The organism is Bradyrhizobium sp. in8p8, from assembly GCF_000426845.1.
Classification (GTDB): Bacteria; Pseudomonadota; Alphaproteobacteria; order Rhizobiales; family Xanthobacteraceae; genus Bradyrhizobium; species Bradyrhizobium japonicum_C.
Genome location: NZ_AUGD01000001.1, coordinates 850485 through 868892 on the forward strand (window position 1 = coordinate 850485; position 18408 = coordinate 868892).

Below are 18408 nucleotides of genomic sequence, written 5' to 3' on the forward strand. Positions count from 1 at the left end.
CCCTCGATGTCCGCGGCGGCGGAGATTGACTCCCCTCCCCGCCCCGCTCACAACAAGCGCCAATCAAGGGAGGCACCATGTTCAACGATCTGTTCTCGCTCAAAGGCCGCATCGCGCTGGTGACCGGCGGCTCGCGCGGCATCGGCAAGATGATTGCGGCGGGATTCCTCAGCGCCGGCGCGGCGAAGGTCTACATCACCGCGCGCAAGGCAGGACCCTGCGAAGCCACCGCGAAAGAGCTCAGCGCCCAATACGACGGCGAGTGCATCGCGCTGCCGATCGACATCTCCACGGTCGCCGGCTGCGAGCTGCTGGCGAATGAGTACGGCAAGCGCGAGGCCAGGCTGGACATCCTGGTCAACAATGCCGGCGCGGCCTGGGGCGCGGAGTTCGACGAATTTCCGGAGAGCGGCTGGGACAAGGTGATGAACCTCAACGTCAAGGCGCCGTTCTTCCTGACCAAGGCGCTGGCGCCGACGCTGCGCGCGTCGGGAAGCGCGGAGCGGCCCGCGAAGGTGATCAACATCGCCTCGATCGACGGCATCTTCGTCAATCCGGGCGAGACCTATTCCTATGCCGCGAGCAAGGCCGGGCTGATCCATCTGACGCGGCGCATGGCGGTGAAGCTCGTCCCGGACCACATCGTGGTCACCGCGATCGCGCCGGGCCCGTTCAAGTCCGACATGAACCGCGCCGCGCGCGACCACGCCGACGAGGTCGCAACGCGCGTACCCGTCGGCCGCATCGGCACCGACGAGGACATGGCGGGCGCCGCGATCTATCTCGCCTCGCGCGCGGGCGATTACGTCGTCGGGGCGACCATCGCGGTCGACGGCGGCATCGTCTATGCGAACCCGGGGATCAAGGGCAGCGGGTGGGACAGCGATTGATCGGGCGATCTCTGGTCACACGCAATGGGGCCCAAAACCGAAACGTCGAAAACAACCCCATGCACAGTAGAATGCCCCTTGATCAGCAAGGGATTTTCTTGAGCCGCCCAGAAACGACGATTCAGCCGCGACGCGGTTGACACGTCGGGCAAAACACTGCCCGTCCGGAATCCAGTGCGCTTGCGACTTCTATGTGAAGCCACAAGCGCCCCTGGAATAGTGCATCACCCGCTTCCCGGGTGATGACGCCATTCGTGTTTGCGGGAGTGCCGAGTCCCGATGCTTACGACTCGATCTTCACGTACTCGAAATCGCCGGGCTTGTTGTCGATGCCGACCTTGGGCGGGGAGATCCAGGACGCGAACTGGCCGATCTCGGTGACGGGCTGCATCAGGGAGGTGATGAAGTCGCCGTCGCTGGCGGACGGCAGCCACTCGTCCTTGCGCTTGGCCCAGGTGGCATCGTCGATCAGGATGCCGTCGGGCGTCGCGTGCACGTCCTTGAACTCGCCGATGTGGCGGTGGAAGGCAACGTTGGGCAGCTTGAGCTGGAAATCGTAGCCCGCGGTCGAGATCACCTTGTTCCAGCGCAGCATGCCCTTGACGCAGTCCTGGCTGTAATCGTCGCGCAGGCGCATGTTGAGCGCGGTCAGCGCCGGCTCGTCGACCAGCTTGATCTCGCCGTTGATCAGCTTGAGCACCGGATAGGTGGAGTTCTTGAGCTGGTGATCGTCTTCGATCTGGGTCTCGTGGTAGCGGCCCTTGATGCCGGCGTTGAAGGCGTTGGCCGCGTTGGTCGAGACCTCCGAGCCGAACAGGTCGAGCGACAGCGTATAGTGCAGGTTCAGCTTCTTCTGGATGGTCGGGAGATCGATCACCCCGAGCGCGCGGACCTTGGCGATGTCGGCGGGATCGGTGATGCCGGCCGCCTTCATCGCATCGCAGGTGCGCTGCACGACGCGGGTGATGCCGGTCTCGCCGACGAACATGTGGTGCGCCTCCTCCGTCAGCATGAAGCGGCAGGTGCGCGACAGGGGATCGAAGCCGGACTGCGCGAGGCTGTGCAGCTGCATCTTGCCGTCGCGATCGGTGAAGTAGGTGAACATGAAGAACGACAGCCAGTCCGGCGTCGCCTCGTTGAAGGCGCCCAGCATGCGCGGCGCATCGGCATCGCCGGAGCGGCGGCGCAGCAGATCATCCGCTTCCTCGCGGCCGTCGCGGCCGAAATATTTCTGCAACAGATAGACCATCGCCCAGAGGTGGCGGCCTTCCTCGACGTTGACCTGGAACAGGTTGCGCATGTCGTAGAGCGAGGGCGCGGTCTTGCCGAGATGGCGCTGCTGCTCGACCGAGGCCGGCTCGGTGTCGCCCTGGATCACGATCAGGCGCCGCAGCATGGCGCGATGCTCGCCCGGAACCTCCTGCCAGGCCGGCTCGCCGTAGTGCTCGCCGAACGGCACGACGCGGTTTTCCTCCTGCGGCGCGAGCAGGATGCCCCAGCGATATTCGGGCATGCGGACATAGTCGAACTTGGCCCAGCCGCGCGGATCGACCGAATAGGCCGTGCGCAAATAGACCAGCGATTCCTGGAAACCTTCCGGCCCCATGTCGCTCCACCAGTCCATGTAGCCGGGATGCCAGCCTTCCAGCGCCTTGAGCACCTGGCGGTCTTCGGCAAGATTGACGTTGTTGGGAATCTTGGTCGAGTAGTCGACGTTCATGATGTTGACGTTCATGGGGACCTCCCGTGTGGGACTAGCTCGCTTGAAGGGGCGAATGGCGAATGGCGGGTAGCGAATGGGCATCCCCTATTCGCCATTCGCCACTCCCTACCCGCTAGACTCGCGTCATATCGAATTTCGGCTTCTGGCCGCTGCCGTAGCGGCGCAGCGCGCCTTCCTCACCGACGGCATTCGGACGCTGGAAGATCCAGTTCTGCCAGGCGGTGAGGCGCGCGAAGATCTTTGATTCCATCGTCTCGGGGCCGACGAAGCGCAGGCTCGCTTCCATGCCGGTGAGGCTGTCGGGCGAGAAGCTGGCGCGCTCCTCGAGGAACACGCGGACCTCGTCGTCCCAGTCGATGTCGTCGAGCGCAAAGGTGACGAGGCCGAGCTCTTCCGCCTGCTCCGCATCGAGCGCGGTGCCGAGCGTGGCTTCCGCGCGGTCGACGTCGGACGGATCGGCCTGGAAGCGCGATTGCAGCCGCGTCAGGCCATGGCTCATTGGATACGGGCCGAAGTTCATCGCAGACAGTTCGATCGACGGCGGCGGACGGTTGTCGCCCTGGCGCGTGCCGATCAGCATGTAGGAGCGGTCGGCGGCGAACACGAGCTCGGCCAGCGTGCCGGCAAAGCAGGAGCCGGGTTCGACCAGCGTCACCAGCGTGCGCGAGGTGACGTCGATGCGCTTCAGCACGCGCTTCCAGTAGTGCCTGATCTCGTTGACGAGCCAGTGGGCCTTGTTGGCTTCGAGGAAGGCGTCGCAGGCGAGCACATGGGCGCGGTCGCCATGGCTCTTGAACACCAGCATGGCGATCTCGAGCTCGTTGATGCGAAGATGCAGGATGGCATCGTCGATCTCGCGCGCGACCTGGAGCGGCCAGAACGACGCTCCTTGCGCCATCATTCCGTCGATGTCGGCGGGCGGTGCAGCCTCCGGCGCCTTGATCGAAATGGTGGCGATGCGGGCCGCGCGATCGATGTCCACGGTGACGAAGCCATAACGGATGCCGGTCTCGTCAATGACGCGGTTGAGCGGCGTCAGCGCAACGCCCTTGCCGCTGCCCTGCCGCTTCGAAGCGGCGGCGAATTCCCTGGCGCGCTCGGCGATCCTGGCTTCCAGCTTGGAGTTCGGCGCAATCTCGTCCACGAGACGCCACTGCACCGCGCGCTTTCCCTTCACACCCTCCTCGATGGTGCAGAAAAAATCGGCATGGTCGCGGCGCACTTTTCGCTTGTCGACGACGCGCGTCAGACCGCCGGTGCCGGGCAGCACGGCGAGCAGCGGCACTTCAGGCAAGGCCACCGCGGACGAGCCGTCATCGGCAAGGATGATGTGATCCGTCGCAAGCGCCAGTTCATAGCCGCCGCCGGCGGCCGAGCCGTTCACCACGGTGATGAAGCGCTGGCCGGAATTTTCCGACGAATCCTCCATGCCATTGCGGGTCTCGTTGGTGAATTTGCAGAAATTCACCTTGTGCGCGTGGGTCGATCCCGCGAGCATGCGGATGTTCGCGCCGGCGCAGAACACGCGGTTCTTGGCCGAGCGCATCACCACGACCTTCACCTCGGGATGCTCGAAGCGCAGTCGCTGAAGCGCGTCAGCCAGCTCGATATCGACGCCGAGGTCGTAGGAATTGAGCTTGAGCAGGTAGCCCTCGAACAGGCCGCCGTTCTCATCGACATCCATGGTCAGCGTCGCGACGTCGCCGTCGACCGCGAGCTTCCAGTGCTTGTAGCGGGACGGTTCGGTCTGGAAATCGATGAATGTCGCGCCGCCTGCGAGGCGCCGATCTTCCCCGGCCATGGGTCATCCCTGAGCTTGAATTATGCGTTCTGGCTTGTCCGTTAGATGCACAATAATGCATCTTTTCGAACGCGTCTAGCCATCAACTGCCGTAGCATGCACTTTGTTTCATGAGGAGTCGTTCTGCTGCCATCACGCGGCGCGCCCTTGCAGACCCTGATCGTCGCGCAGGGCCGCTCCTGCGAACTGCTCGATCGCCTCCAGCGTCGCCGCCGGCGCCTCGCGATGCGGAGAATGCCCCGCGCCGGAAACGATCTTCACGTCGACCGGGCAGTAGCACTCCTCCTGCGCGATCTCGACCTGACGCAGCGTCCCGTACTGATCGTCCGCACCCTGCACGACCAGAACGGGGACGCGGATGTAGGCGAGGTAGTCTGAAATGTCCCAATCGCGGAACTTCGGGTCGAGCCAGGCGCCGTTCCAACCGTAGAACGCGTTGTCGACGTCCTTGTGCCAGCGCGCGAGCTTCGTCTTGAGGTCGGTGGTCTCAAACGTCGCCTTGATCGCGGCGATGGATTTGATCGAGATATCCTCGACGATGAAATGCGGCGCGATCAGCACGAGGCCGCTGAGACGATGATCCTGATGCGCTCCGGCATAGATCGTGGCGATCGAGGCCCCGTCGGAATGGCCGAGCAGAAGGCCACGCTTGAAGCCGATCAAGTCGAGCAGCTTCGGCAGCACGTCCAGCGCCTCGCGTTGCATGTAGTCGAGTGGCCGCGGCAGCGCGACCGGACTGGATTGACCATAGCCCGCGCGCGAATAGACGAAGATGCCGGCGCCGGAGGCTTGCTGCAGCTTCTCCGGGAAGTCGCCCCAGAGCCCGACGGAGCCGAGGCCTTCGTGCAGCATCACGATGGTCGGCGCATCCGCGGCCGGTGGCGCGAGCCATTTGTATTCGAGGCTGGCGGTGCCGATGCTGAGGAAACCGGTGGGGGTGAGATTGGTCATGGTGTCACTCTGCTTCGCTGGATGAGCGCGAGATATTTACGCGCACTCCGTCGTTCCCTCCCCCTTGTGGGGAAGGGAACGCGACGGAGGTCTCGGTGACGGCAGTGCGCGGCATCAGCAAACTCAATTCGCGCCTTCCCGCAGTTTGAACCGCTGGATCTTCCCCGTCGCGGTCTTGGGCAGGGACTCCACCACGTCGATCCAGCGCGGATATTTCCAAGGGCCGATCTTTTGCTTGACGTGTTCCTTCAGCATCTCCTGCAAGTCCGTCGTCGTCGCGCCCGGGCGCAGCACCACGAACGCCTTCGGCTTCAGGAGGCCTTCCGGATCGGCCTCGGGCACGACGGCGGCTTCCAGCACCGCCGGATGGGTGATCAGCGCGCTCTCGACCTCGAACGGCGAGACCCAGATGCCGGAGACCTTGAACATGTCGTCGGCACGGCCGCAGAAGGTGTAGCGGCCCTCGCCGTCGCGAACATACTTATCTCCGGTGCGAGTCCACGGCCCCTCGAAGGTGCGGCGGCTTTTGTGACGCTGATTCCAATAGCCCTCGCCGGCGGAAGGCGCATCGACCAGGAGCTCGCCGACCTCGCCGTCGGCGACGTCCTGGCCGGCCTCGTTCACAAGCCGCACCGCGTAGCCCGGCACCGGCTTGCCGGAGGAGCCGTACTTGATATCGCCGGGCGCGTTCGAGAGAAAAATGTGCAAGAGCTCGGTCGAGCCGACGCCGTCGAGGATGTCGACGCCGAACCGCGCTTTCCAGCTGTTGCCGACGGATTCCGGCAGCGCCTCGCCGGCGGAGGTGCAAATGCGCAACGCCTCGCCGCAGCGCTCGCCCTTCATCGTCTCGTCGTTGAGCATCGCCGCGAACAGCGTCGGCACGCCGTAGAAGATTGACGGATTGTAGCGGTTCATCAGGTCGAACATGCGTGCCGGCGTCGGACGCTCGCTGTTGAGGATGACGCTCGCGCCGACGGCCATCGGGAACGTCAACGCATTGCCGAGGCCGTAGGCGAAGAACAGTTTTGCGGCCGACAGGCAGACATCGCTCTCGCGAATGCCGAGCACCTGCTTGGCGTAGGTGTCGGCGGTTGCCTGCATGTTCGAATGCAGATGGCGCACGCCCTTGGGCATGCCGGTCGAGCCCGACGAATAGAGCCAGAACGCCGGCTCATCCGGATGGGTCACGGCGGTGGTGAACTGGTCGCTCTCGCCGGCCATCTCTTCGGCCAGCTGCTTGTGGCCGTTCTGCTTGGCACCGGAGACGACTACATGCTCGAGATCGGGCATGCGGCCGACGACGTCCTTGATGACGGGATAGAGCGCCTCGGACACGAACAGCACGCGGGCACGACAATCGGCGAGGATGTAGGCGTATTGGTCGGCGGTCAAAAGCGTGTTCAGCGGCACCGGCACGATGCCGGCGCGGATTGCGCCCAGGAACACGACCGGGAAGTCGATCGTATCCAGCATGATCATCGCGACGCGTTCCTCGCGGCGGACGCCGAGCCGGCGCAGCATGTTGGCGACGCGCCGGGTCTGGCGCTGGAGCTCGCCATAGGTGATGCGCGAGACGGTGTCGTCGAAGGCGAGCTTGCTGCCGCGGTCCTCCTCGACGTTACGGTCGAGCAGCCAGGTCACCGCGTTATAGGATCCCTCGCTCACAGACATCTCCCCCGAATTTAGAATTATAATTCATAGAAAGACATCGCATTGGCTTGCTGTCAATGCCAGCAGGCACTATGTTTCATTAAAACGCGCCGCAGGACCCCTGTAAAGAAGGCTCATGAGCGAAAGTCCCGACGCCGAATCCCGCTTCCTCGAACAGCTCGGCCAGCGCGTGCGCACCATGCGCGCGCTGCGCGGCATGTCGCGCAAGGTGCTCGCCAAGGTATCAGGAATATCGGAGCGCTACATCGCGCAGCTCGAGAGCGGCAAGGGCAATGTCTCGATCGTGCTGCTGCGCCGCGTCTCGGACGCGATGGGCGCGCATCTCGAAGACCTGCTCCCTTCGGCCGATCCAACGCCGGACTGGCAGATGTTTCGCGATCTCTTGCGCAAGGCAACCCCGGCGCAGATCGCTCAGGCCAAGGAGCTGCTCTCCGGCGGCAGCGCCTCCGCCCCGCGACGCGCGCCATTCTGCGGCATCGCGCTGATCGGCCTGCGCGGCGCCGGCAAATCCACCCTCGGCAAGATCCTGGCGAAGAAGATTGGCTGGAGCTTCGTCGAGCTCAACAAGGAGGTCGAGCGGCAGAACGGGCTCTCGGTCGCCGAGATCATCGCGCTTTACGGCCAGGAAGGCTTTCGCCGCATGGAACAGGCGGCGCTGCAACAGTTGCTCGCGCGCAACGAGCTGATGGTGCTGGCAACCGGCGGCGGCATCGTCTCCGAGCCGCTCACCTTCGACCAGGTGCTATCCTCGTTCTACACGATCTGGCTGAAGGCCGAGCCCGAGGAGCATATGGCGCGCGTGCGCCGCCAGGGCGATCTGCGCCCCATGGCCGATGACCGCTCCGCCATGGCGGAGCTGCGCAACATCCTGCTCAGCCGCGAGCCGCTGTATTCGCGCGCGGCGGCGGTGGTGGATACCGCGGGGCTGTCCGTCGATGCCGCCGCCGTGCGGCTGATCGATGCGGTGCGGCCCGTGCTGCAGAACGAGGCGCGCAGCTTCGGCCTGCGCAGCGTGGCGCTGTGAGCTCGGTTTTCGCATGACCAATATCGACACCTCGGTCTCGCTGTTCGATCGGATCGGCGGCAGCGCAACGATCGACGCCCTCGTCGACCGCTTCTACGACCGCATGGACACGCTACCGGAGGCGAAGATCATCCGCGCGATGCATGCGGACGACCTCGGTCCGATCCGCGACGTCCTGAAGCGCTATCTCACCGAATGGACGGGTGGCCCGAAGCTCTATTCCCCCGAGAAAGGTCATCCGAGATTGCGGCAGCGGCACTTCGGCTTTGCCATCGGCGATGCCGAGCGCGATGCGTGGATGCTCTGCATGCGCGGGGCGCTGGCGGAGACGATCACCGATGCCGCCGCGCGGCAGCATCTCGATCGCACGATGTCGGGCCTCGCCGACTGGATGCGCAACTGGCCTTAGTTGGACGCCGTCTCTTGGTGCGATCCCGTCGTCCGGCTAAGCTGTGCAGGACAACGGAGGCTTCTCCATGGACGCAAGCATCGCGCCGGAAGTCATCAGACGTCCTGTTCCCGCGCATATGACGCACATCGTCTCGTCGATCTCCTGCTATCGCGAGCGCGGGGCCGGCCTGACCAATTTTCGCCACGCCGCGCCGCTGTCGCTGCCGTTTCTGATCAACCTTGGCAGCCCGTTCCGCATCGCGCTCGGGCGTGAGCCCGATCGGTCGGATATCCAGCCGAGCTTCGTTGCCGGCTTGTTTCCCGGACCCGTGCAGATCGAATCCGATGGCCGCGCCATGTGTGTCCAGATCGACTTCACGCCGCTCGGCGCTTACCGGTTCTACGGCGGCGCCGTACCTGACCTCACCGCGCGCATGGTCGATATCGGAGATTTGCTCGGCCGCGACGGTCGAGAACTGGGCGAGCGGGTGGCGGAAGCAGACAATTGGCAGCGACGCCTCGACATCATCGAGACTTTCGTGCTTGAGCGGACGGTGCACGAGCCCTCCCCCGCAATCGCTGCGGCGCTCAGCCAGCTCTGGCGCAGCGCTGGCGCAGCGCGCATATCGGACATCGCATCGGACATCGGCTGGAGCCGTAAACATCTCGCGCGCCGGTTTCACAACGAGATCGGCGTTTCACCGAAGACATTGGCGCGGATGCTGCGCTTTCACCGCGCCTGCGAACTGGCGCGCAACGGGGATAGGCGAGGCTGGGCCGGTATTGCGATCGAGGCCGGCTTTGCCGACCAGGCGCATCTCGCCCGCGATTTCAAGGAGTTCAGCGGCGAGAAGCCGACCATCTGGGCCGCGCGGCTGGAGCAGCTTGATCCACGCCTGATCCGCGAAGCCGGCGGATAGTTTCAGGTCCCATTTGTTCAAGCCGCGAGACGACGGCTCGCCTAGGCTGAGCGCACAATCCAAGTGGAGAATGCCATGTCCAGTCCAACCGGAAACGAACCCCCTCGCCTCTATCACACGATGCGCTGCAAGGACGCGGAGGCGATGATCGTGTGGCTGAAGGACGTCCTGGGATTCACCGAGCGGGTGGTCTACCGGCGCGAGAACATCGTCGCGCATGCGGAACTGTCGTTCGGGTCATCCATTCTGATGCTCGGAGCGCATCGGCAGGATAGCTATGGCAGGAGCGTCGGCGAACTCGACGGGCGCCGAACCGACGCGGTGTACTTGGCCGTTGACGATCCCGACGCGCTTTATGCCAGGGTGAAGGCATCCGGAGCTCGAATCGAAACGGAATTGCAAGACACCGACTACGGCAGCCGGGACTTCTCGGCGCGGGACCCCGAAGGCGGCCTCTGGAGCTTCGGCACCTACTGGCCGAAAGCCGGCGAAGATCCGTTGCCGGCCTGACCTCGAGCCAAACGGAATGCGCAAGCCTGATATCGGGGCGGAGCAATCGCGCAGCGTGGACAACCGGCGCGCCCGCATTAGACTGGCGGGCATGACCGACACCCTCCCCGATACCATCCGTCGCCTCTACACCGATCCCGGCGAATACATCGACAGCGATCATCCCGCGGTGCAGCGTTTCGCCGAAACCAGCGTACGCCCGGAGGCGGACGCACGCGAGAAGGCGAGCGTGCTCTACAAGGCGGTGCGCGACGGTATCCGCTACAATCCCTATGTCAGCATGCGCGTCGCCGAGACGTTTCGCGCATCGAGCGTCCTCGCTGCGGGGCAGGGCTATTGCGTCGGCAAGGCCGCGCTCTATGCCGCCGCCTGCCGCGTCCACGGCATTCCGGCCCGCGTCGGCTTTGCCGACGTGAAGAACCATCTCACCACCGAGAAACTCCGCGCCAGCATGGGCACCGACATCTTCACCTGGCACGGTTTCACCGAGGTGCATGTCGACGGCGCCTGGCGCAAGGCGACGCCGACGTTCAACGATACGCTCTGTGCGAAGGTCGGCGTGGCGCCGCTCGATTTCGACGGCCACAGCGATGCGCTGCTGCATCCGTTCGACGGCGAAGGCCGCGCCTACATGCAGTATGTCAACGACCGCGGCACCTATCACGACGTGCCTGCGAAATTCTTGATGCGCGAGATGGCGCGCGTCTACGCCGACATGCAGGGCGAGGATCTCACGGGACGCGATATGGAGCGCGAAGCGGACAGTGAGAGCGGCAGGGTGGGTCAGCGAGGCGCAATCCACCGCGTCTCGTGACAGGACACGATGGTGGATGACGCCTTCGGCCAATCCACCCGACGATCACAACAATAGCGAGCGCACAGAGCCTGCCCCCTCCCGCAGCAGCGGCAGGAATCGATCGACCAATTCCTGCGCCGGCACCCGGTCGATATGCGCGCCCATGTTGATGGCGGCGACGATCACGCCGTCATAGCGGCGGACCGGGACCGAGATCGAGCGGAAATGGGGTTCAGCCTCGCGGTCGACGAGCGAGTAGCCTTGCGCGCGATCGGCTGCGATGCGCGCGAGCAGCGCCCTCGGGTCCGTCACCGTCTGCGGCGTCAGGGGCTCGCGTTTCATCATCTTCAGGCGCGCGGTGAGCTCAGCATCATCGAACTGGCCGAGCATGGCGCGGCCGACCGAAGTGCAGAAGGCCGGCAGCCGGTAGCCGATTTCGAGCCCGCCGGAAAACACCCGCGCCGGACTGCCGCGAGCGATGAACACGACCTCATCGCCATCGAGCACCGCGAGCGAGGAGATTTCCTGCGCCGCGGTCGCGATGCGATCGAGCACGGGTTGAAGAACCGCGACGAGCTGGTTGGATCGCAGATATGAGGCCGCCAAGGTCAGCACATGCGGCGTCAGCGAGAACAGTTTTCCATCGCCAATGACGAAGCCGCCACGCTGCAGCGTGAACAGCATGCGCCGCGCGGTGGCGCGCGGAAGCTCCGCGGCGCGGGCGAGATCGCTCAGCGTCGTGGGACCTGCCGTGGTGCCGAAGCATTGCAGCAGGCGCAGCCCGCGATCGAGGCTCTCGACGAAATCCGTGGCACGCTCCTCGCGCTCGTCTCGCTTCAGCTTGGGCATGAGTGTGGGACAATCCTGCAAAATAGTGCTTGCTGCCGCTCCAAGGCATGTCATAATTCGCCCATTCGTTCAATAGGCGAACAAACGCTACTCCACGAGGATGCACGCGCCATGATGAGCCAGGAGCAGAACGACCTGATCACCCGCACCGGGCCCAAGGATCCCTGCGGCAAGCTGATGCGAAGCTACTGGCAGCCGGCGGCGCTGGTGGACGAGCTGGAGGGCGCGCGGCCGATCCGCCCCGTCAGGCTGCTCGGCGAGAACCTGGTGCTGTTTCGCGACGAGACCGGACGCTACGGCCTGATCGACCGCCATTGCGCGCATCGCGGCGCCGACCTCGCCTTCGGGCGGCTCGAGCATGGCGGCCTGCGCTGCTCCTTCCATGGCTGGCTGTTCGACGCGACCGGGCAGTGCATCGAGACCCCGGCCGAGCCGAAGGATTCGAAGCTCTGCCAGAACATCCGCCAGCGCTCCTATCCCGTCGTGGAGAAGAGCGGCATCCTCTGGGCCTATCTCGGCGAGGGCGAGCCGCCGGCATTTCCGGAGATCGACTGCTTCGTTGCGCCGGGCACGCATACGTTCGCTTTCAAGGGGCACATGGCCTGCAACTGGCTGCAGGCGCTCGAAGTCGGCATCGATCCCGCGCACGCTTCCTATCTGCACCGCTTCTTCGAGGACGAGGACACCTCGACCGCCTACGGCAAGCAATTCCGCGGCGCCTCCGCCGGCTCCGATCTGCCGATGACGAAGATCCTGCGGGAATACGACCGCCCGATCATCAACGTCGAGCACACCGAATACGGCCTGCGCCTCATCGCCCTGCGCGAGATCGACGAGGAGCGCACGCATGTGCGCGTCACCAACCAGCTCTTCCCGCACGGCTTCGTCATCCCCATGAGCACGGAGATGACGATCACGCAGTGGCACGTGCCGGTCGACGACGAGAACTGCTACTGGTACGCGATCTTCACCAGCTACAGGAACCCGGTCGACAAGCAGAAAATGCGCGACCAGCGGCTCGAGCTCTACGAGCTGCCCGATTACATCTCGCGCAAGAACCGCAGCAACGATTACGGCTTCGATCCGCACGAGCAGCAGAACGCGACCTATACCGGCATGGGCAACGACATCAACGTTCACGACCAGTGGGCGGTGGAATCGATGGGCGCGATCCAGGACCGCACCAAGGAGCATCTCGGCCAGAGCGACAAGGCGATCGTGCAATATCGCCGCCTGCTGCGGCAGGAGATCGAGAAGGTCTCGGGCGGCGAGAAGCCGATGCTGTTCCTGGACGAGGCCAACGCGCGCAGCATCCAGGGTCCCGCGACCATGGACGGAATCGGGCCGACGCGGGGCTGGGAGACCTACTGGATGGAGGTCGACGTCAAGCGCCGCCGCGGCGCGCCATGGACGGCACCGGTGCCGAAGGAGATCGCCGCCAAGGTGCATCGGCTGACGGCGGCTGAATAGCGCGAAACTCTCTCCATCGTCATTGCGAGCGAAGCGAAGCAAGCCAGAAATGTATCTGCGGGCAGACTCTGGATTGCTACGTCGCTACGATCCTCGCAATGACGGCGGATGTGGCAGATATCTTGCACGAGTTGAGCAGCGGTGATTGAGGAGTTGATGAAGTGACTTTCGTCGCGCGTCATGCGCTGTGGTCGGATGAGCAAAGGGACGCCGCCTCGCGCATGCGTCGTCTCGCCGAGGAGAAGAACCTCGAAGTCATCCGCCTCGCCTTCCCCGACCAGCACGGCATCCTGCGCGGCAAGACCATCATCGCAGCGGAGGCGCTCGCCTCGCTCGAGAGCGGCTGCTCCATCACCACGACCATGCTCGCCAAGGACACCTCGCACCGCACGGTGTTTCCGGTGTTCACCGCGGGCGGCGGCTTCGGCATGAAGGAGATGGAGGGCGCCGCGGACGTGCTGATGGTCGCCGATCCCACCACGTTTCGCGTCTTGCCGTGGGCGCCGACGACGGGGTGGGTGCTGTGCGATCTGTATTTCAACGACGGCCGCCCCGTGCCGTTCGCGACGCGCGGGCTCTACAGGCGCGTGCTCGATGAACTCGGCACGCGCGGTTACGATTTCGTCGCGGGCCTCGAAGTGGAATTCCACATCTTCAGGCTCGAGGATGCGCATATGCGCGCCGAAGATGCCGGCCAGCCCGGCACGCCGCCATCGGTCAGCCTGCTCAGCCACGGCTATCAATATCTCACCGAGCAGCGCTTCGATCAGATGGAGCCGGTGCTCGAGATCCTGCGCCGCGACATCGTCGCGCTCGGCCTGCCCCTGCGCTCGGTCGAGGTCGAGTTCGGGCCGAGCCAGTGCGAGTTCACCTTCGCGCCGAAGAAAGGCCTCGCGCCCGCCGACAACATGGTGCTGTTCCGCAGCGCCGTGAAGCAGATCGCGCGCCGCCACGGCTATCACGCCACCTTCATGTGCCGGCCGAAACTGCCGAACGTGTTCGCAAGCGGCTGGCACCTGCATCAATCGGTCGTCTCGCGCGCGAGCGGCGACAATCTGTTCATGGCGAAAGACGGCGCCGAACCGCTCAGCGCGTTCGGCCAGGCCTATCTCGCCGGACTGCTTGATCACGCCCGGGCGTCCACCGTGTTCACCACCCCGACCCTCAACGGCTACAAGCGCTACCGCTCCTATTCGCTGGCGCCGGACCGTGCGATCTGGGGCCGCGACAATCGCGGCGTGATGATCCGCGTGCTTGGCGGCGCGGGCGATGCCGCCACGCGGCTGGAGAACCGGATCGGCGAGCCTGCCGCCAATCCCTATCTCTACATGGCCTCGCAGATCCTCTCCGGCCTCGACGGCGTCGAGCGCAAGCTCGATCCCGGCCCGTCGGCGGACACGCCCTACGAGACCAAGGCGCCGCTGCTGCCGAAGAGCCTCCGCGATGCCGTCGCCGCGCTGAAGGACGATCCGTTCTTCCGCGAGAAGCTCGGAGCCGAGTTCGTCGACTACTACACCCACATCAAGAACGCCGAGATCGACCGCTTCCTGTCCGAAGTGACCGACTGGGAGCACCGCGAATATTTCGAGATGTTTTGAGCTGACGCAGCGCTCTCCCTGTCATTGCGAGCGCAGCGAAGCAGGCCAGAATCTTTGCGCGGAGGGATTCTGGATTGCTTCGTCACAAGGGCTCCTCGCGATGACGGGGAGACAGCGGGGGCTAGATCCCCAGATACTTATGCTGCAGATCCGGCTCGGCCATCAGCTCGTCGGAGCTGCCGCTCCACACCGTCTTGCCGCGCTCGATGATGTAGTGGCGGTCGCAGATGCGGGCGAGGTGATCGACGTTCTTGTCGACGACCAGGATCGATTGTCCGCGGCTCTTGAGCAGCGACAGGCAGCTCCAGATCTCCTCGCGGATCAGCGGCGCGAGGCCCTCGGTGGCTTCGTCCAGAATGAGCAGCTTCGGGTTGGTCATCAGCGCACGGCCGATGGCGAGCATCTGCTGCTCGCCGCCGGAGAGCTGGTTGCCCATGTTGGACGCGCGTTCGGCGAGGCGCGGGAACATCACGTAGATCGCGGCCAGCGTCCAGGGATTGCCGCTGCCGAAGCGGTCGGCGGCGGCAGCAACGAGGTTCTCGCGCACGGTGAGGTTCGGGAAGATCTGCCGGCCCTCCGGGACGAGGCCGACGCCGAGCTTTGCGATCCTGTAGGACGGAAGCTGCCGCACCTCGGTGCCCGCGAAGCGGATGTTGCCGGCGCGCGCCGGCGTCAGGCCCATGATGGAGCGGATGGTGGTGGTCTTGCCCATGCCGTTGCGGCCCATCAGCGAGACCATCTCGCCGGGCTTGATCGACAGCGACAGGCCGAACAGCACCTGGGACAGGCCGTAGCAGGTCTCGATGCCGTCGACCTCGAGCAGCGTGTCAGCCATGGTGCGTCACCACATGCTGATCGCCGAGATAGGCGCGCTTGACGTCCTCATTCTGGCGGATCGCGGCAGGATCGTCCGAGGCAATGACGCGGCCATAGACCAGCACCGTGATGCGGTCGGCGAGCGCGAACACCGCCGGCATGTCGTGCTCGACCAGCACGATCGAGACTTCCTTGCGCAGCTCCTGGAGCAGCTTCACCATGCGCTGGGATTCGGTGACCCCGAGGCCCGCCATCGGCTCGTCGAGCAGCAACAGCTTCGGCTTGCTTGCGAGCGCGACCGCGAGCTCGAGCTCCCGGCGTTCGCCATGGCTCAGCCTGGACACCACGACGTCGGCGCGATGCAACAGGCCGACGCGATCGAGCGCGGCATGCGCGGCATCCCGCAGGCCCTTCTCCTTGCGGGCATTGGCAAAGAAGCGGAACGAGGTGCCCGCATGCGCCTGCGCCGCCAGCGCCACGTTGTCGGCAGCGGTGAAATCGAGCAGCAGCGAGGTGATCTGGAACGAACGCGCAAGGCCCAGCGCGCAGCGGCGATAGGCCGGCAGAAAGGTGATGTCGCGTCCCGCCAGCGAGACGCTGCCGGAATGCGGCGCGAGATGCCCGGTGAGCTGGCTGATCAGCGTGGTCTTGCCGGCGCCGTTCGGACCGATGATGGCATGCAGCTCGCCGCTGGCGACGTCGAGCGATATGTTGTCCGTCGCGATGATGCCGCCGAAGCGGCGCACCAGCTTCTCGACGCGGAGCAGGGGTTCAGCCACGGTTGGCCCTCCCCAGCGCACCCATGATGCCGCCGCGGCCGAACAGCACGATCAGCAGCAGCAGCGGGCCCAGGATCAGCGCCCAGTATTCGGTGATCTGCGACAGCAGCTCTTCCAGCAGCAGGAACACCACCGCGCCCATGACCGGGCCGAACAGCGTGCCCATGCCGCCCAGGATCACCATCACCATGAGGTCGCCGGAACGCGTCCAGTACATCACGGCCGGGCTGACGAAATCGGTGTTGTTGGCGAGCAGCGCGCCTGCGAGGCCGCACATCGTGCCCGAGATGACGAAGCAGACCAGCTGGTAGCGCTTGGCCGGGAAGCCGATCGCCTGCATGCGCTGCTCGTTGGAGCGCAGGCCCTGCACGACGAGGCCGAAGCGGGAGTTGACGATGCGCCAGATCAGGAAGATGACGCCGAACAGGCAGGCGAGGCAGAGATAGTAGAACTGGGTGCGGTTGCCGAGATCGATCAGGCCGGAGAAGTCGCTGCGCTTGTAGATCGTGAGGCCGTCATCGCCGCCGTAGCGGGCCAGCCCCGAGGCGACATAATAGGCCATCTGGGCGAAGGCGAGCGTGATCATGATGAAGTAGACGCCGCGGGTGCGCAGCGACAGCGCGCCGATCACCAGCGCGAAAATCGCGGAAGCGGCGAGGGCGACCGGAAACTGGATGAACCCGCTTCCCACGCCTTCCTGCGCGAGCATGCCGACGGCGTAGCCGCCGATGCCGAGATAGGCGGCGTGGCCAAAGCTCATCAGGCCGGCAAATCCCATGATGAGGTTGAGGCTCGCCGCCGCCAGCGCCAGGATGATGATGCGGGTGAACAGCGTCAGGATGAAGATGTTGCCGGACAAGTGCGAATAGAGCGGCAGCAGCACGAGGCCCGCCAGCATCAGGGCCGTGACGGCCTTGCTCACCGTGAAAGCCTTCATCGACGGTTGGCCGGAAACAGCCCCTCCGGCCGCACCACCAGCACGATCGCCATCACGAGATAGATAAGCATGGACGACAGCGCGGGCGCGGCGGTGGAGGCGGCGGCGCCGCTCAGCACCTGCCGGAGCAGGTTCGGCAGGAAGGCACGACCGAGCGTATCGATCATGCCGACGAAGATCGCGGCGAGGAATGCGCCGCGGATCGATCCGATGCCGCCGATCACGATGATGACGAAGGCGAGGATCAGGATGTTCTCGCCCATGCCGATCTGCACGGTGAGGATCGGCGCCTGCATCAGGCCGGCAAGGCCGGCGAGCGCGGCGCCCAAACCGAACACCAGCGTGTAGAGCAGCTTGATGTTGATTCCGAGCGCACCGATCATCTCGCGATTGGAGGCGCCGGCCCGGATCAGCATGCCGATGCGGGTACGCATCACGCCGAGATAGAGCAACAGCGCGACCAGCAGCGCCACAGCGATGATGGCGAGGCGGTAGGCGGGATAGTGAATGCCGGGCAGGATCGGCACCGGCACGGTGAGCCAGGCCGGCAGCGGCAGCGCAAGGCCCGCCGGGCCCCAGATCAGCCTCACCGCTTCGTTGAAGAACAGGATCAGGCCGAAGGTTGCGAGCACATGGTCGAGATGGTCGCGGCCATAGAGGTGTCGCAGCGCCGTCACCTCCAGCACGATGCCGAGCACCAGCGTGGCCCCTAACGCCATCAGCGCGCCGAGCAGGAAGCTGCCGGTCCAGGCCGCGAACGTCGCGGCGAAATAGGCACCCATCATGTAGAGCGAGCCGTGCGCGAGATTGACGAGATCCATGATCCCGAACACCAGCGTCAGGCCGGCGGCGAGCAGGAACAGCAGCAGCCCGAACTGCAACCCATTCAAGAATTGTTCGACGACGAGCAGCATCAAGACTCTCTCAGGCGCACGCAGCGTCACGCCGATGTTCGAACACAGTCGCCATCAGTGAAAGAGCTCCCCCTGCCTCTTCAAGGCCGAAAAATGGGTAATGGCAGTATCGTTCCGAGGCAAGAGCGATTCGACACCAAAGATGCACTTTGTTGCATGCGGGTGCATGCGGTCGAAACGGCCCTGCAAGAAGGCTGCCGGAACGGCTGGGGCAACCTGCCGCAGCCAAGGGATCACCCTCGCGCGCTTGCCCAAGCGGATCTCATATGAGGTGCCAGTTGGAGCACCCCACAGGATCACAGCGTCACGGCCGGGCCTGTCGGGGCCATCCAACCTTGCCTGCAGCACGAAGAACGTGGATGCCCGGGA

At 64.9% G+C, this 18408-nt stretch carries 17 protein-coding genes; 8 read left to right on the forward strand and 9 right to left on the reverse strand.

Annotated elements, in window-relative coordinates:
• Window positions 1-77: 77 nt before the first annotated feature.
• Entirely contained in the window at window positions 78-890 is an 813-nt protein-coding gene (locus K408_RS0104110) for an SDR family oxidoreductase (RefSeq protein WP_024337086.1), read from the forward strand.
• A gap of 283 nt (window positions 891-1173) precedes the next feature.
• Here K408_RS0104110 and boxB read toward each other — a convergent pair whose 3' ends face one another.
• From boxB to K408_RS0104130, 4 genes are all read right to left on the reverse strand, one after another.
• On the reverse strand, window positions 1174-2625 hold the full coding sequence (gene boxB / locus K408_RS0104115; RefSeq protein ID WP_024337085.1) for a benzoyl-CoA 2,3-epoxidase subunit BoxB: 1452 nt from the start codon (window positions 2623-2625) through the stop codon (window positions 1174-1176).
• Between the two features lie 100 nt (window positions 2626-2725).
• On the reverse strand, window positions 2726-4414 hold the full coding sequence (gene boxC / locus K408_RS0104120) for a 2,3-epoxybenzoyl-CoA dihydrolase (protein WP_024337084.1): 1689 nt from the start codon (window positions 4412-4414) through the stop codon (window positions 2726-2728).
• Window positions 4415-4546: 132 nt separating this feature from the next.
• Entirely contained in the window at window positions 4547-5365 is an 819-nt protein-coding gene (locus K408_RS0104125) for an alpha/beta fold hydrolase (protein WP_024337083.1), read from the reverse strand.
• A gap of 123 nt (window positions 5366-5488) precedes the next feature.
• A complete protein-coding gene (locus K408_RS0104130) occupies window positions 5489-7030 on the reverse strand; it encodes a benzoate-CoA ligase family protein (RefSeq protein WP_024337082.1) in 1542 nt (513 codons plus the stop codon).
• A 121-nt stretch (window positions 7031-7151) separates the two neighbouring features.
• Here K408_RS0104130 and K408_RS0104135 point away from each other — a divergent pair, with 121 nt between their 5' ends.
• The 5 genes from K408_RS0104135 (at window position 7152) to K408_RS37565 (ending at window position 10694) form a co-directional block, all read left to right on the forward strand.
• Window positions 7152-8060, forward strand: a complete 909-nt coding sequence (locus K408_RS0104135) for a helix-turn-helix transcriptional regulator (RefSeq protein ID WP_024337081.1) — start codon at window positions 7152-7154, stop codon at window positions 8058-8060.
• Between the two features lie 13 nt (window positions 8061-8073).
• On the forward strand, window positions 8074-8469 hold the full coding sequence (locus K408_RS0104140; RefSeq protein ID WP_024337080.1) for a group II truncated hemoglobin: 396 nt from the start codon (window positions 8074-8076) through the stop codon (window positions 8467-8469).
• Between the two features lie 67 nt (window positions 8470-8536).
• On the forward strand, window positions 8537-9370 hold the full coding sequence (locus tag K408_RS0104145; RefSeq protein WP_024337079.1) for a helix-turn-helix domain-containing protein: 834 nt from the start codon (window positions 8537-8539) through the stop codon (window positions 9368-9370).
• Window positions 9371-9490: 120 nt separating this feature from the next.
• Entirely contained in the window at window positions 9491-9880 is a 390-nt protein-coding gene (locus tag K408_RS0104150) for a VOC family protein (protein ID WP_349509752.1), read from the forward strand.
• Window positions 9881-9971: 91 nt separating this feature from the next.
• Window positions 9972-10694 (forward strand): transglutaminase-like domain-containing protein, encoded by a 723-nt coding sequence (locus K408_RS37565; protein WP_024337077.1) that lies wholly within the window; start codon window positions 9972-9974, stop codon window positions 10692-10694.
• A gap of 45 nt (window positions 10695-10739) precedes the next feature.
• Here the strand turns inward: K408_RS37565 and K408_RS0104160 are convergent, their stop codons facing one another.
• A complete protein-coding gene (locus K408_RS0104160; RefSeq protein WP_024337076.1) occupies window positions 10740-11525 on the reverse strand; it encodes an IclR family transcriptional regulator domain-containing protein in 786 nt (261 codons plus the stop codon).
• A gap of 111 nt (window positions 11526-11636) precedes the next feature.
• On the opposite strand from K408_RS0104160, the gene K408_RS0104165 reads away from it, so the two are divergent.
• Both K408_RS0104165 and K408_RS0104170 read left to right on the forward strand, forming a co-directional pair.
• A complete protein-coding gene (locus K408_RS0104165) occupies window positions 11637-12995 on the forward strand; it encodes an aromatic ring-hydroxylating dioxygenase subunit alpha (RefSeq protein ID WP_024337075.1) in 1359 nt (452 codons plus the stop codon).
• Between the two features lie 161 nt (window positions 12996-13156).
• Window positions 13157-14593, forward strand: coding sequence for a glutamine synthetase family protein (locus K408_RS0104170; protein ID WP_024337074.1), 1437 nt, complete (start codon window positions 13157-13159; stop codon window positions 14591-14593).
• A 121-nt stretch (window positions 14594-14714) separates the two neighbouring features.
• Here K408_RS0104170 and K408_RS0104175 read toward each other — a convergent pair whose 3' ends face one another.
• From K408_RS0104175 to K408_RS0104190, 4 genes are read right to left on the reverse strand one after another with little or no spacing between them, the layout of a single operon-like run.
• Complete coding sequence (locus K408_RS0104175; protein ID WP_024337073.1) at window positions 14715-15428, reverse strand: ABC transporter ATP-binding protein; 714 nt, start codon at window positions 15426-15428, stop codon at window positions 14715-14717.
• Window positions 15421-16188, reverse strand: coding sequence for an ABC transporter ATP-binding protein (locus K408_RS0104180; RefSeq protein ID WP_024337072.1), 768 nt, complete (start codon window positions 16186-16188; stop codon window positions 15421-15423). Before K408_RS0104180 ends, K408_RS0104175 begins: the two co-directional genes overlap by 8 nt.
• Window positions 16181-17125, reverse strand: coding sequence for a branched-chain amino acid ABC transporter permease (locus tag K408_RS0104185; protein WP_024337071.1), 945 nt, complete (start codon window positions 17123-17125; stop codon window positions 16181-16183). The genes K408_RS0104180 and K408_RS0104185 overlap by 8 nt, the downstream gene beginning before the upstream one ends.
• Window positions 17122-18039, reverse strand: a complete 918-nt coding sequence (locus tag K408_RS0104190) for a branched-chain amino acid ABC transporter permease (RefSeq protein ID WP_024337070.1) — start codon at window positions 18037-18039, stop codon at window positions 17122-17124. Before K408_RS0104190 ends, K408_RS0104185 begins: the two co-directional genes overlap by 4 nt.
• Window positions 18040-18408: the final 369 nt, after the last annotated feature.